Origin of the sequence: Arthrobacter sp. H20, from assembly GCF_000520515.1 — a bacterium.
Lineage (GTDB): Bacteria > Actinomycetota > Actinomycetes > Actinomycetales > Micrococcaceae > Arthrobacter_D.
Genome location: NZ_KI914733.1, coordinates 20,046 through 33,618 on the forward strand (window position 1 = coordinate 20,046; position 13,573 = coordinate 33,618).

A 13,573-nucleotide genomic window follows, 5' to 3' on the forward strand; every position below is an offset into this window, starting at 1 on the left:
GGACGGCCGCCGCTACGAGACGGACGTCGACGGAGAGCGGGTCACCCTCACCAAGACTGACGGCGAACTGGTGATCAGCGGGGCGGACGGCGCCGAAATCCCCTTCTATTTCGAAATGTGGTTTAGCTGGGCGGTTCAGAACGACGAGGGCGTGGTCTTCGATCCCGTGGGATAAGGCCCATCACGGGCGACAGCGAGTACATCCTCGCCACGGTCATCGACGCGAACCAACGGGCAGAGGGGTAGCGTCACGGTGATCACGAGGACCTGAACCACACACCTTCCAGGCCGCAATGTCGGCCGGAAGGCTTACCGGTGACTAGGTTCGGGCGAACCGGCTCCAGATGGAAGGATCCCCGCCACATCTACGCACTGCGAGTGCTGCTGGGTCGTACCAGTCGAGAAGTCCGTGTCCGATTCTCAGTCGAAGTATTGTCAGCCCTGCCGCGCGCACCTGGATGACCCAGGCTCGCCCCGAACGAAGGGATTATCCCCAGGTTCGGTGTTCCCAGCGCTACAAAGAAGACATTCGATATCAAACTGGAGACCACCCACCGCAACGAGGAAGCCAGCGGCCCGCCTCAAATGATGCTGTCTGCGGGCAACCTGAACACTGCAGCACTGTCCCTGTTCCGCGCTTCACCTCGCCGTCGAACCTGTCGTCCCGTGCCTCGTCTTCGATGACCCCGTCCAAGCTATGGACGAAGTGCATGTGGCATAGTTCGTTGGCCTCATCCGCCTCCTTTCGAAGCAGAACGACCGGCAAGTCATCATCGCCGTCCACGAACGCGAGCTGTTCGATTACTTGGCTCTCGAGCTCAGCCCTGCCTACGAAGGCGACGAGCTCATCACCATTGAAGTCGGTGAACGCGCAACCGAGGAAGACCAAGGCATCACCCGCCACCTCTGGGCGCCAGACGCCACAATAGCCAACTAGCCTCGATCTTTTATCGACCGACGGCTTGTGGGGAACCTCATCGGATTTTCGGACGATCTGTTTCAGGAGGCCAGGCACTCGAACCGTGTACGCGAGTGCTCGTCCACCGAGCCCTTGACCTGGTCAACTCAGACTTCGACATCACGCGGGGTTCTTCGGCCAGTTGACCTCTGCGAAGGTCCCAGATGGTGTCGGTGGCATCCCCGCCGCGCCCCTGAAGAGGGGGGACCAAAGGGGGACCAGAATCATGTAATCCCTGCGTCGTATGACTTGCTCTGCATGATTTAAGGCCCGGAATCACGCAGAAGTCGGGCTAGATGGAGCGTCCGGGCTACCTGGGGGTCAAGGGGTCGCAGGTTCAAATCCTGTCATCCCGACCGAAATGCCCTGATGAGACTGTAAGTCTCATCAGGGCATCGTCGCTTCTGAACGCGGCGGTTCAGTTTCCGGGGGGTTCCCCGGGGCATTCTCCTGCCAAGCGGAGTGATCCTTGTCACTCGGGACGTCCCAGGTTGGCTACTTAGGTTTGGCTACCCTAAAGCCGTCCTGGTGAGCTAACAACCCTCACCCACAGGGGACCAGGGTTCCTCAGGCCGTCCTTGCAGAAAGCAGTCCTATGAAAATCCGGAACAACGCCCTTGCAGGTATCGCACTTGCCGCCACAGCCGCGCTCGCGCTGACAGCCTGTGGCTCGGGTTCTTCCACCATCCCCGACTCTGCTGACGGCGAGGTTTCCGGTGAAATCACGGTATACAACGCCCAGCACGAGTCTTTGACCCAGGAATGGGTGGACGCCTTTACTGCGGAAACCGGCGTCAAGGTGACAATGCGCCAAGGCTCCGACACCGAAATGTCCAATCAGATTATCCAGGAGGGCCAAGCGTCTCCGGCCGACGTGTTTCTCACTGAAAACTCCCCGGCTATGGCTCAGGTGGAAAACGCCGGGCTGTTCGCTGACGTTGACCAGGCTACTATCGACCAGGTCCCCGCAGAATTCCGTCCCTCCTCCAACAAGTGGACCGGTATCGCAGCCCGCTCCACGGTGCTGGTGTACGACAAAACCAAGCTGAGCGAAGATCAGTTGCCCACATCCATGCTTGATCTGGCCGATCCGGAGTGGAAGGGCAAATGGGCGGCATCGCCGTCCGGCGCCGACTTCCAGGCGATTGTCTCAGCACTGCTGGAACTTAAAGGCGAAGCCGCCACCGAGGAATGGCTGACGGGTATGAAGGAAAACTCGAAGGCCTACAAGGGCAACAGCACGGCGATGAAGGCGGTCAATGCCGGTGAGGTGGACGCCGCCCTGATCTATCACTACTACTATTACGGTGATCAGGCCAACACCGGCGAGAACTCAAATAACGTCAGACCCTATTACTTCAAGAATCAGGACCCGGGCGCGTTTGTGTCCGTCTCCGGCGGCGGCGTGCTGACTTCCTCGAAGAACGCGGCGGCGGCTCAGGCCTTCATCAAGTTCGTCACCGGCAAGAAGGGCCAAGAAGTCCTACAGAAGGGCACCTCCTTCGAGTACGCCATCGCCGCCGACGTGCCGGCCAACGACAAACTCGTGCCGCTAGCAGACCTGCAGGCGCCCATGGTGGACCCGGCCAATTTAAACTCCGCCAGGGCGTCCGAGCTGATGACCATGGCAGGACTGCTGTAACTACGTGCCAACCAAGCTGGTGGCTACCGGAGCACATGGTGGCACGAGGTCGGCGGGCAGGGGCAAACGGCCCCGCCCGCCTTTCGGCGTTTCTGTAGTTGCTGTACTGGCGGTCCTGATCACGCTGTATGCCCTGATGCCCTTGGGCTACGTCATTGTGATGACGGGGGGTCACCGGCTGGGACACCGCCGTGGACCTCATCTTCCGGGCCCGCGTTGGCGAGTTGCTGCTCAACACCGTGTTGCTGATGCTGGTCACCGTGCCGGCGTGTGTGATCCTGGGTGTCGGGGGAGCGTGGCTGGTGGAACGAACCCGCCTCAGGGGGCACAAGTGGTGGGCTGTGCTGCTTGCGGCTCCCCTAGCTATCCCCGCGTTCGTCAACAGTTACGCATGGGTCTCCGCGGTGCCGTCACTTGCCGGCTTGTGGTCAGGTGTGCTGATCGCGACACTGTCCTATTTCCCGCTCGTTTACATTCCGGCCGCCGCCACACTCAGCCGACTGGACCCAGCGATCGAACAGTCCGCTGCATCCCTGGGTCTCGGTGCGTGGCGCACCTTTTTCCGTGTGGTGATACCGCAGCTGCGCATCGCAGTGACGGGCGGTGCGCTGCTCGTCTCCCTGCACCTGCTGGCCGAATACGGCGCGTTCGCAATGATCAGGTTCGACACCTTCACCACAGCGATCATGGTGCAGTACCAGTCCACCTTCAATGGCCCCGCCGGCAACATGCTGGCCAGCGTGCTCGTGTTCATGTGCCTGATCCTGCTGCTGGTCGAGGTGCGCGGCCGTGGTAATTCCCGGTACGCCAGAATCGGCTCCGGCGCCCAGGCCCGCCCCCTGCGCCTTCCGCTGCGCGCCTACCAGCTTCCGGCCCAGCTGTTCCTGGTCGCGCTGACTGCGCTGGCTTTCGGATTGCCGCTGACCTTCGTGCTGCGCTGGATCTTCGCGGGCGGCCCGGACAGCTGGGCTGCCGATGAGTTCCTCCCGGCGTTGCTGCAGACCCTGGCCTACGGCCTCGCCGGCGCCCTTGCCACCACAGCCGTCGCGTTCCCGATGGCGTATCTGGCCGTACGGCACCCCGGTTGGTTCAGCAAGGCGCTGGAGCTGTCCAACTACATCACCAGTTCGATGCCCGGCATTGTGGTGGGCCTGGCCTTCGTGACGATCAGCATCAACGCGGCGCCGAACCTCTATCAGACCTCGGCGCTGTTGATCTCGGCCTACGTGCTGCTTTTTTTGCCGCGAGCCCTGGTTACCATCCGATCCGGCCTGGCCCAGGCACCGAAGGAACTTGACGAGGCCGCCCAGGCACTCGGTAAGCCGCCCCTGCTGGCCTTCCTCCGGGTCACACTGCGGCTGACTGCCCCGGCCGCCGCGGGTGGAGCCGCCCTGGTGTTCCTGGCAATTGTGAATGAACTGACCGCGACGCTGCTGCTTTCCCCCAATGGCACCAGGACGCTCGCCACCGAGTTCTGGAGCAAAAGCAGCGAGATCGACTACGCTGGAGCCGCTCCCTACGCCCTGCTGATGATACTGATTTCGGCGCCGATGACCTACCTCCTCTTCCAGCAGTCCAAGAAAGCAGCGGGACAGTGACCTATTTCAGCCATTCCCGGCTCCCAGAGCCGCGGATCGCTGCATCCGTGGCCACCAGCACCAATAGCCACCTGAAGATCGATGCGGTGACCAAGAATTTCGGATCGCAGTCCGTCCTCATGGGCGTCACCCTTTCCGTCGCGAAGGGCGGCACGACGGCGATCGTGGGCCCCTCCGGCTCCGGTAAGACAACTCTCCTGCGGCTGATCGCCGGATTTGAGCATCCGGACACCGGCAGGATCTCGCTGAGTGGCTCTCAGGTGGCGGGCGAAGGCGACTGGGTGCCCGCGCATAAGCGCAACGTTGGTTATGTGGCGCAGGACGGCGGCCTCTTCCCACACTTGAGCGTGGGACAGAACATCTCCTTCGGTCTCGACGCCGGCAAACTTCCCGGCGGGCACCGCAGGGTGAAAGTCCGGGTCGCCGAGCTGCTGCGCATGGTCTCCCTGGACCCTGAAATGGCTAAGCGTCGGCCGCATCAGCTCTCTGGGGGCCAGCAGCAGCGAGTGGCCCTGGCCCGGGCCCTCGCCCGAGAGCCGGAACTTATGCTGTTGGACGAGCCCTTCTCCGCGCTGGACGCAGGGCTGCGAGTCGCCACGCGCCGTGCGGTGGGTAAGGTGCTCCAGGACGCAGGTATCACCACTATCCTGGTTACCCACGACCAAGGTGAGGCGTTATCGTTCGCGGACCAGGTTGCAGTGATGCGCGGCGGACGGCTGGCGCAGATCGGCAACCCGTTCATCGTCTACACGCGCCCTGCGGACCGCGCTACCGCTGAATTCCTAGGCGACGCCGTCATTCTCGACGCCTGGATGGAAGGCTCCCTTGCCACCTGTTCGCTCGGCGGGATCCCGGTCCGACGGCCCCCTGCACAGGGCCGGGTCCAGCTAATGCTGCGTCCTGAGCAGATCCGGATCGCGGAGGACGGCCCGATCCGTGGTGTGGTGGTGGACACCGATTACTTTGGGCCGGAAACCACTGTCCGGCTCAAGCTCTCTGTCCCTCCCATCCTTGGGAAGGCCACCGCGGCAGACCACCGCTACCACGGCGGCGGCGAGATCATTACCATCCGGCACTGGAACGCCTCCATCGCACGGCCGGGCGCCGAACTGTGTCTTCGCGTCGTGGGCGAAGCAGTGGCCTTCCCCATGGAGGACCTGCCTTCCACATCACCGGCCGGGACTCCAGGGACAGGACTGAGCTAATGACAGCTCGTTCGGCGCTCCCGCCAGCACCTGTGAACCTGGCGCCCCGAGTCATCAGCCGGAGGCATGCAGCATAAGTAAGCCAAAGCCCTGCGTCTCGGCTCGCCGGGAGTATGTTGTAGCTATGGCATCTGAAGCAACTATCCTGTCAGTTGACGGACCCCACGGCACCCGGGACGTGCGGATCTCCAGCCCCGGCCGGGTGCTGTGGCCCGACCTCGGGATCACGAAGCTGGACCTTGCCAAGTACCTCGCCGAGGTGGGAGAGGCATTCGTTGCTGCCAACGGCGACCGCCCCCTTGCCTTGCAGCGGTTCAAGGACGGGATCGAGGGCGAACAGTTCTTCTCAAAGAACCCGCCCAAGGGTGCACCGGATTACATCCGGTCGGTGTCAGTCATTTACCCGAGCGCACGATCACACCCGCAGCTGGTCATCGATGAACCTGCCGCTGCCGTATGGGCAGCCCAAATGAACACCATCGTCTTCCACCCCTGGCCGTCCCGGGCTGAGAACTCCGACAATCCGGACCAGCTACGCATCGATCTGGATCCCCAGCCGGGTACCGATTTCGACGACGCTATCCCCGCCGCTATCGAACTGCGCGAGGTGCTGCATGAGGCAGGACTCGACGCCTTCATCAAAACCTCTGGTAACCGGGGGCTCCACGTCTTCGCACCCATCGAACCGGTCAGGGAGTTCCTCGATGTCCGCCACTCGGTCATTGCCGCGGCTCGTGAACTGGAACGCCGCATGCCCGACGCCGTTACCACCGCGTGGTGGAAGGAGGAGCGCGGGGAGAAGGTGTTCGTGGACTTTAACCAGGCCAACCGGGACCGCACCATCGCCGGCGCCTACAGCCCCAGGGCACTTGCACACGCCCCGGTCTCATGCCCCATCGAGTGGGCCGAACTGGAGAACGCCGATCCCAAGCTCTTCACGGTCCTCACGGTGCCCGAGCGGCTCAAGACCACCGGCGATCCGTGGGCCCGCTTCCACGAGAAGCCCGGAACCATCGATGCGCTGCTCGGCTGGTGGCAGCGCGATCTTGAGTCGGGTCTCGGCGAGCTGCCCTTCCCGCCGGACTATCCGAAAATGCCGGGGGAGCCATCCCGTGTTCAGCCGAGCAGGGCCAAAAAGGACAAGTAATCCCTCCGCCGAACCGCCTTCAACCCGATCCGCCGAAAAGTTAGATGTGGTGGGCTCAGCGCCCGTCGTCCCGCCAGAGCTAACCTCTCGGCGGTAGGGTTTGAGGCTTTTCGGCGCGAGATTTTCACCGGGGGAGGGGACAGGGCTAGGCGAGGACCTCGCTGAGGTCGTAGGCCAGTGGGGCCTCCAACTGGTCGAAGGTGCAGGACTCGGGGTCGCGATCCGGCCGCCACCTGGAGAACTGTGCAGTGTGGCGGAAGCGCGAACCCTCCATCTGGTCATACCGCACCTCCATCACCCGCCGCGGGTGCAACCGCACGAAGGACACGTCCTTACTGGAGGTGAACCGGCTCCGATCGGTCTCCCCACGGACCGGCTCGCCGTCCGCATCTCGGACGACGTCGGGCGCCAGTTCATCCACCAGTTCCAGCCGCCGCTGATTGGTGAACGCTGAGGCTCCGCCCACATTGCGCAGCTCACCGTCGTCGTACAGTCCAAGAAGAAGGGACCCGACGCCTACGCCGCTGGTGTGCACCCGGTATCCAAGAACTACGACGTCGGCGCTGCGGTGGTGTTTGATCTTGAGCATGCGCCGCTTCCCCGGCTCGTAGCCGGCGCTGAGCGGCTTGGCGACGACGCCGTCGAGCCCGGCCCCCTCGAACTCGACTAGCCAGCGGCGGGCCAGCTCAACGTCGTCGGTGGTCTGCGACAGGTGAATCGGAGCCTTGAAAGTGGCAGCTATCCGTTCCAGTCCCGCACGCCGATCGGCGAAGGACGAGTCGACCAGATTGTCAGATCCGGTCGCCAGGAGATCGAACGCGATGAACGAGGCGGGTGTTTCCTCGGCCAGGAGCCGGACCCGGCTGTCGGCGGGGTGGATGCGCTGCGACAACGCTTCCCAGTCCAACCGCTCACTCCCGGGAGGCCCAGTGCGGACGACAATTTCGCCGTCGACCACGCACCGTTCCGGAAGGGAGCCTTTCAGCGCCTCGACCAGCTCCGGGAAATACCGGGTGAGCAGCTTCGATCCGCGGCTGCCAATGTCACAGGTATCGCCGTCCCGGTGGATGATGGCCCGAAAACCGTCCCATTTCGGCTCGTATAGCAGCCCCCCGGCAACGCTGTCGGGTGCTGGCACCTCACTGACAGCCTTGGCGAGCATGGGCTGAACGGGAAACGGAAGATCACTCATGCTCCGATCTTTCCTCACTTGGCTCTCTGGGGATAGGGCCCGCCTGCCCATCACCGGGTCACTATGCCTATACTCGATCAGTGGCATCCACAGGACGTCGCGCCCAGTCAGACCGGAGTAAGACGAAAGGCTGCCCATGAGCAACATTCCAGATAACCTTCACTACACGGTCGAGCACGAATGGGTGACGCCGCCCAGCGGCGATGGCGTAGTCAGGGTGGGTATTACCGACTTCGCCCAGGACGCACTCGGTGATGTGGTTTACGTGCAGATGCCCGACGCTGGCTCGCCGGTCACCGCCGCCGACGTCGTCGGAGAAGTGGAATCCACCAAGAGCGTCAGCGACATTTATGCGCCGGTAACCGGCGAAGTAGTGGCACGCAACGAGGCCCTTGAAGACAACCCGGCACTCATCAACTCCGATCCCTACGGTGAGGGATGGCTCCTCGAAATCAAGGTCGCTGACCCCTCGGTGGTGGATGAACTTTTGAGTTCAGCTGACTACTCACAGCAGGTAGGCTAGAGGCACCGGGTTTAGTCCGGCATAGCTAGGCAAAGACACCGTTGCAAGGACACGGTGGCCAACCGGTCTCTCGACTGGTTGGCCACATATTTTGGGGAGGAAACACCAATGGTTGGCAACGATAACGCGGCCACGTATGGCGGAACAGAGAATCAGGCACCGTCGCCGGAGACCACAACGATTGGAATCCCGGCGCTGGCGCCAACCTCTGTGGACCCAAAACTTTCTCCTGAGGAGCAGGCAGCGGTCACAGCGCTGCCCAGCACATCCGCTCTGCTCGTGGCTCACTCCGGGCCCAACGCCGGTGCCCGGTTCCTCGTGGACCAGGATGTGACGACGGCTGGCCGTCACCCCAACGCCGATATCTTCCTCGACGATGTCACTGTCTCCCGTAAGCATGCCCAGTTTGAGCGCACCGAAGCCGGGTTCACAGTGATGGATACCCGCAGTCTCAACGGCACCTACGTCAACAATGACCGGGTGGACAAGGTGGCCCTCCGCAACGGGAACGAGATCCAGATCGGCAAGTTCCGTTTGACGTTCTACAGTGCCCAGGCCGCCGCGCCTGCGCAGCCACCGGTCCAGACTCTCGGACAGGAATAGGTCCCACTGCATGCCCTCACCCCAGCCAGCACGGCGCACCGTAGGAATTGCTCCCGAGCGAGTCCACGGCAATGTGCTCAACATTGGCGAGGTCCTTACTGTTTTATCCGGTGACTTCCCGCAGATTACCGCCTCCAAAATCCGGTTCCTTGAGGAAAAGGGGCTAATTTCTCCGCAGCGTACTCGCGCCGGATACCGGAAGTACGCGCCGCACGACGTGGAACGGCTCCGTTTCGTTCTGGCACTTCAGCGGGACCAGTACCTGCCGCTGAAGGTCATCAAGGACTACGTCGATGCTATTGACCGCGGTGAGGAGCCCGAATCGCTGCCGGGAGGCATGACCCTTTCCCCGCGCATGGTTTCCGACCAGATGTCCCGCGATCTGCACTCCCATACACGCTCCCTGACCCTTGAAACCCTGACCGCTGAAGCGGGGGCCAGGCATGCCCTGGTGCTGGACCTAGTGGGGTTCGGGCTAATCGCCCCAGTTGATGGTCGCTTCGACGAACACGCACTCCGGATTACCCGGGCGTGTGTGCTGCTGGAGGGTCATGGGATTGAACCCCGGCACCTCCGCCCCTTCCGTGCCGCAGCTGACCGCGAGCTCGGCCTGGTAGAACGCGTCGTTGCCCCAGTTGCTTCCCGACGGGATGTGGCTTCCAAGGCGCGCGCAGCTGAGATGGCACGCGAAATCAGTGAGCTGTGCCTCAACCTGCACACGGCGCTGGTGCAGGGCCACATTTCCCGCATGGATAGCTGAGGCGGCCACAATGCTCGAAGTAGAAGTTGTTGGAGTGCGAATCGAACTGCCTTCCAACCAACCCCTGGTCCTCCTGAAGGAAAGCAAGGGTGAGCGCCACATTCCCATCTGGATCGGTGCCCCCGAGGCCAGCGCCATCGCGTTCGTGCAGCAGGGCATTGTCCCGCCCCGGCCGATGACCCACGACCTCCTGGTCAGCGTGGTCACCGCGCTGGGACGCGAGATCAGCCAGGTTCGCCTGATTTCCGTCGAGGACACGGTCTTCCACGCCGAACTGGTGTTCGACGACGGTACATCAGTGAGCTCGCGCGCCTCCGACGCCATCGCCGTCGCTCTTCGCGTCCCGTGCCCCATCTACTGTGCAGTCACAGTCATGGACGAGGCGGGGGTGGAGATCACCGAGGAAACAGAGGATGACGACGAGACGCCCAGCGCACCACCAGTCAACGCCGAGCGGGAGCTACGCCAATTCCGCGAATTTCTCGCCGACGTCGAGCCCGAGGATTTTGAGCGCTAAACGGCCGACACGCCAACTTTTTATGGCCCACATCTTTGACCTGGGGTGCCCGGGGATCTAACGTCAAAGCATACGGTTCCATTGCACTAGCTATGAACTCACGGCACACTTAAGAGCAAACGTTGAGGATCTGGCGTGTGCCTAGTGCCCACCGTCCCAGTATTCCCACGGTCATCAGAACGAGGAGGCAGCACGTGAGTCCCAAAGGCGACGGCGGCACGGGTTCCAACGCAGTTGCGTCCGGATCCGGAATCCCCTCCAGTGCGCAGGGCCTCCTGTTCACCGAAGATCTCCCAGTACTCGATGAAGATGCTGGCTACCGTGGCCCCACTGCCTGCAAGGCTGCCGGCATCACTTACCGCCAGCTCGACTACTGGGCCCGCACCGGACTCGTGGAACCGGCAGTGCGTGGAGCTTCGGGCTCCGGCACGCAGCGTCTGTACGGTTTCCGGGACATCCTTGTACTCAAGGTCGTCAAACGTCTCCTCGACACGGGCGTTTCCCTCCAGCAGATCCGTGCGGCGATCGAGCATCTTCGCGAACGCGGTGTTGAGGACCTGGCCCAGATTACCCTCATGAGCGATGGCGCCAGCGTCTACGAATGCACCTCGGCTGAGGAAGTCATCGACCTGGTCCAGGGTGGACAGGGTGTCTTTGGCATCGCTGTCGGCAAGGTATGGCGCGAGGTAGAAGGCAGCCTTGCAGCCCTCCCGAGCGAGCACGCCGCAGATCAGGACTTCCCCGACGATGAACTCAGCCATCGCCGGGCCACCCGCAAGATCAGCTAGTAACAGCGCAGCTCCCCACCGGGAGCGGACTAGCTCAAGGGGTTCACTGCAACCAGATCAGGCGCGACGTGCCACGCGGCTTCTCAACCGTCCCGAATCGAGCATGTTCCTGAGTAACTCGTCAAAGTAGCCAGCCGCATTGCGTGCAGACTCGCCCGGCCAGTGGTGCACCGAGTGGGTGGCACCCTGGATTTGTTGCCAATTCGCCTGCTCGGTAATCGTTGGACTGAGCAAAAGGTCACCGAACATCTGGCGCATCTCGGCCAGTCGGAAAGTGTGCTCGTTCGAACCGGGGCGCACCCGGTTGGCAACAATCCCGGCCGTCGAGAGATTCGGCGCAAATTCGCGTTTGAACAATTCGATGGCGCGCATGGTCCGCTCGGTGCCAGCTACTGAAAACAGTCCGGGCTCTGCGACCAGCAACACCCGGTTGCTGGCGGTCCACGCCATCCGGGTCAACCCATTAAGCGATGGGGGGCAGTCGATCAGCACCAGGCCATACCCCTCAAGACGGGACAGCAGTGTCGTAAGGCGTCGCAGGTCCCGCTTGCCCAGATCCGGGCGGTCATAAATGCCCGAGTAGGCCGAACCCACTGCGACGTCGAGAATGGGCTTCGTGCCCGACGACGGCGGATTCTGCTCGATCGCGGACGCTACCCAACCACTCGGCATCACGTTGCTGGCAAGGTCACCGCGGCGGGCAATCTTCAGCAGCCGGCCAATGTCTAGCTGATCCGCGGATCTCACCCCCAAACCGGTGGTGGCGTCGGCGTGTGGATCCAAATCAACCACCAGCGTCGGAATGCCGGCGGCAAGAGCTGCCGAAGCCAGTCCGAGAGTCACGGAGGTCTTGCCGACACCGCCCTTGAGGCTGCTGATGCTCACAACTTGCACTTGATAAACCAATACCTTTTCATCTCGTGTGCGCGGGTGCCGGACGTTGCGCCTGCGGCAACCTGAGGCCGCAGTTAAGGCCGGCGGCCCTCATATCGTCTGGATTTGGCCTGTTCCGCTTCGACGGCGGTCGACCTACCCTTCCATCATAGGTGAGCGGCAGTGGTTACGGAGTCAGCGGCGGCACCGGACGGTTCGGATGGTGAGAAGGGTTAAGAGCTCGCCGTCACAGCGCGGTAGAGTGAGGAATGCCGTGATGCAGGACACGGACACACGTACCCATAGCTGAGATGCCCGTACGCAGGAGAGCGATGTTTTCGAAGATTCTGGTAGCAAACCGTGGCGAGATCGCCATCCGCGCCTTCAGGGCTGGCTTTGAGGTTGGAGCGAAGACGGTTGCGGTGTTTCCTTATGAGGACCGCAATTCGATTCACCGGCAGAAGGCTGACGAGGCCTACCTGATCGGCGAGGAGGGCCACCCCGTCCGTGCTTATCTCGACGTCGAGGAAATTGTTCGTGTCGCCAAGGAATCGGGATGTGACGCCATCTACCCAGGATATGGGTTCCTGTCAGAAAACCCAGGGCTTGCCCGGGCCGCCGAAGAAGCAGGTATCACGTTCGTTGGACCGCCAGCCGATGTACTTGAGCTTGCCGGGAACAAGGTGCACGCACTGGAGGCCGCCCGCAAGGCCGGCATCCCTGTGCTGAAGTCCTCCCAGCCCAGCGCTGACCTCGACGAGCTGATCGCCGCAGCGGAGGACATCGGCTTTCCCATTTTCGCCAAAGCCGTTGCCGGCGGTGGCGGACGAGGAATGCGTCGGGTGGACAAGCCGGAGGCACTCCGGGAGGCGCTCGAGGCTGCCATGCGTGAAGCGGACGCCGCCTTCGGTGATCCGACCATGTTCCTGGAGCAAGCGGTGCTCCGGCCCCGCCACATCGAGGTGCAGATTCTCGCCGACGCGCAGGGCAACGTGATGCACCTGTTCGAGCGTGACTGCTCCATTCAGCGCCGCCACCAGAAAGTCATCGAGATAGCCCCAGCTCCGAACCTTGATGAAGATATCCGGCAGGCGCTGCACCGGGACGCTGTGGCTTTCGCTACCGCTCTTGGCTACGTCAACGCGGGCACTGTCGAGTTCCTCGTCGACACGGTCGGTGAGCGGGCGGGCCAGCACGTCTTTATCGAGATGAATCCCCGGATCCAGGTGGAGCACACGGTCACCGAGGAGATTACCGACGTCGACCTGGTGCAGGCCCAACTCCGCATCGCTGCGGGCGAGACCCTCGCCGACCTGGGCCTCAGCCAGGACACCGTCCAGGTGCGCGGCGCAGCACTGCAGAGCCGGATCACCACCGAGGACCCGGCCAACGGGTTCCGGCCCGACGTCGGGCAGATCACCGCGTATCGATCGGCCGGTGGCGCCGGAGTGCGGCTCGACGGCGGCACTGTCTACGCCGGTGCCGAGATCAGCCCGCACTTCGACTCCATGTTGGTGAAACTGACCTGCCGGGGTCGCGATCACAAGTCGGCGGTGAACCGTGCCCGCCGCGCTCTGGCGGAATTCCGGGTCCGCGGTGTTTCCACCAACATCTCCTTCCTGCAGGCTGTCCTCGACGACCCGGACTTCATCGCCGGCGACGTGGCCACCAACTTCATCGACGAACGCCCCGAGCTGCTCACCGCACGTGTCTCCGCCGATCGTGGCACCAAACTGCTCACCTGGCTGGCCGATGTAACGGTCAACA

At 62.8% G+C, this 13,573-nt stretch carries 12 protein-coding genes and 1 pseudogene; 10 read left to right on the top strand and 3 right to left on the bottom strand.

The features are described from left to right. Positions 1-535: 535 nt before the first annotated feature. Positions 536-1,015: a hypothetical protein gene (locus tag Y703_RS0110835; RefSeq protein ID WP_155849493.1), complete on the bottom strand. Its 480-nt coding sequence runs from the start codon at positions 1,013-1,015 to the stop codon at positions 536-538. A 538-nt stretch (positions 1,016-1,553) separates the two neighbouring features. Here Y703_RS0110835 and Y703_RS0110840 point away from each other — a divergent pair. The 4 genes and pseudogenes from Y703_RS0110840 to ligD all read left to right on the top strand — a co-directional run bounded on the left by Y703_RS0110840 (position 1,554) and on the right by ligD (position 6,550). Then, entirely contained in the window at positions 1,554-2,600 is a 1,047-nt protein-coding gene (locus Y703_RS0110840; RefSeq protein WP_026552721.1) for an iron ABC transporter substrate-binding protein, read from the top strand. A 136-nt stretch (positions 2,601-2,736) separates the two neighbouring features. Next, positions 2,737-4,198 (top strand): annotated as a pseudogene (locus Y703_RS19345) (iron ABC transporter permease). Then, positions 4,195-5,403 carry an ABC transporter ATP-binding protein gene (locus Y703_RS19350; RefSeq protein ID WP_173400626.1) on the top strand — a complete coding sequence of 403 codons (1,209 nt, stop codon included), beginning with the start codon at positions 4,195-4,197 and terminating at the stop codon, positions 5,401-5,403. Before Y703_RS19345 ends, Y703_RS19350 begins: the two are co-directional and overlap by 4 nt. 124 nt (positions 5,404-5,527) lie before the next feature. Then, on the top strand, positions 5,528-6,550 hold the full coding sequence (gene ligD / locus Y703_RS0110855) for a non-homologous end-joining DNA ligase (protein ID WP_026552722.1): 1,023 nt from the start codon (positions 5,528-5,530) through the stop codon (positions 6,548-6,550). A gap of 145 nt (positions 6,551-6,695) precedes the next feature. Here ligD and Y703_RS0110860 read toward each other — a convergent pair whose 3' ends face one another. Next, positions 6,696-7,742: an ATP-dependent DNA ligase gene (locus Y703_RS0110860; RefSeq protein WP_026552723.1), complete on the bottom strand. Its 1,047-nt coding sequence runs from the start codon at positions 7,740-7,742 to the stop codon at positions 6,696-6,698. A 136-nt stretch (positions 7,743-7,878) separates the two neighbouring features. On the opposite strand from Y703_RS0110860, the gene gcvH reads away from it, so the two are divergent. From gcvH to Y703_RS0110885, 5 genes are all read left to right on the top strand, one after another. Next, positions 7,879-8,265 carry a glycine cleavage system protein GcvH gene (gene gcvH, locus Y703_RS0110865; RefSeq protein WP_026552724.1) on the top strand — a complete coding sequence of 129 codons (387 nt, stop codon included), beginning with the start codon at positions 7,879-7,881 and terminating at the stop codon, positions 8,263-8,265. Between the two features lie 108 nt (positions 8,266-8,373). After that, a complete protein-coding gene (locus Y703_RS0110870) occupies positions 8,374-8,868 on the top strand; it encodes an FHA domain-containing protein (RefSeq protein WP_026552725.1) in 495 nt (164 codons plus the stop codon). 10 nt (positions 8,869-8,878) lie between these two features. After that, positions 8,879-9,628, top strand: coding sequence for a transcriptional regulator FtsR (locus tag Y703_RS0110875; RefSeq protein ID WP_051427508.1), 750 nt, complete (start codon positions 8,879-8,881; stop codon positions 9,626-9,628). A gap of 10 nt (positions 9,629-9,638) precedes the next feature. Further along, complete coding sequence (locus tag Y703_RS0110880; protein ID WP_026552727.1) at positions 9,639-10,145, top strand: bifunctional nuclease family protein; 507 nt, start codon at positions 9,639-9,641, stop codon at positions 10,143-10,145. Positions 10,146-10,339: 194 nt separating this feature from the next. After that, positions 10,340-10,933 carry a MerR family transcriptional regulator gene (locus Y703_RS0110885; protein ID WP_026552728.1) on the top strand — a complete coding sequence of 198 codons (594 nt, stop codon included), beginning with the start codon at positions 10,340-10,342 and terminating at the stop codon, positions 10,931-10,933. Between the two features lie 57 nt (positions 10,934-10,990). Here the strand turns inward: Y703_RS0110885 and Y703_RS0110890 are convergent, their stop codons facing one another. Next, positions 10,991-11,827: a ParA family protein gene (locus tag Y703_RS0110890; protein WP_026552729.1), complete on the bottom strand. Its 837-nt coding sequence runs from the start codon at positions 11,825-11,827 to the stop codon at positions 10,991-10,993. Between the two features lie 311 nt (positions 11,828-12,138). Here Y703_RS0110890 and Y703_RS19355 point away from each other — a divergent pair. Beyond that, positions 12,139-13,573: ATP-binding protein (locus tag Y703_RS19355; RefSeq protein ID WP_035764661.1), on the top strand; the 1,435-nt coding region annotated here is incomplete at its 3' end.

Excerpts from the sequence above, each read along its gene's own strand:
- Y703_RS0110840 (WP_026552721.1), top strand. The coding sequence starts at position 1,554 with ATGAAAATCCGGAACAACGCCCTTGCAGGTATCGCACTTGCCGCCACA.
- ligD (WP_026552722.1), top strand. The coding sequence starts at position 5,528 with ATGGCATCTGAAGCAACTATCCTGTCAGTTGACGGACCCCACGGCACC.
- Y703_RS0110860 (WP_026552723.1), bottom strand. The coding sequence starts at position 7,742 with ATGAGTGATCTTCCGTTTCCCGTTCAGCCCATGCTCGCCAAGGCTGTC.
- gcvH (WP_026552724.1), top strand. The coding sequence starts at position 7,879 with ATGAGCAACATTCCAGATAACCTTCACTACACGGTCGAGCACGAATGG.
- Y703_RS0110870 (WP_026552725.1), top strand. The coding sequence starts at position 8,374 with ATGGTTGGCAACGATAACGCGGCCACGTATGGCGGAACAGAGAATCAG.
- Y703_RS0110875 (WP_051427508.1), top strand. The coding sequence starts at position 8,879 with ATGCCCTCACCCCAGCCAGCACGGCGCACCGTAGGAATTGCTCCCGAG.
- Y703_RS0110880 (WP_026552727.1), top strand. The coding sequence starts at position 9,639 with ATGCTCGAAGTAGAAGTTGTTGGAGTGCGAATCGAACTGCCTTCCAAC.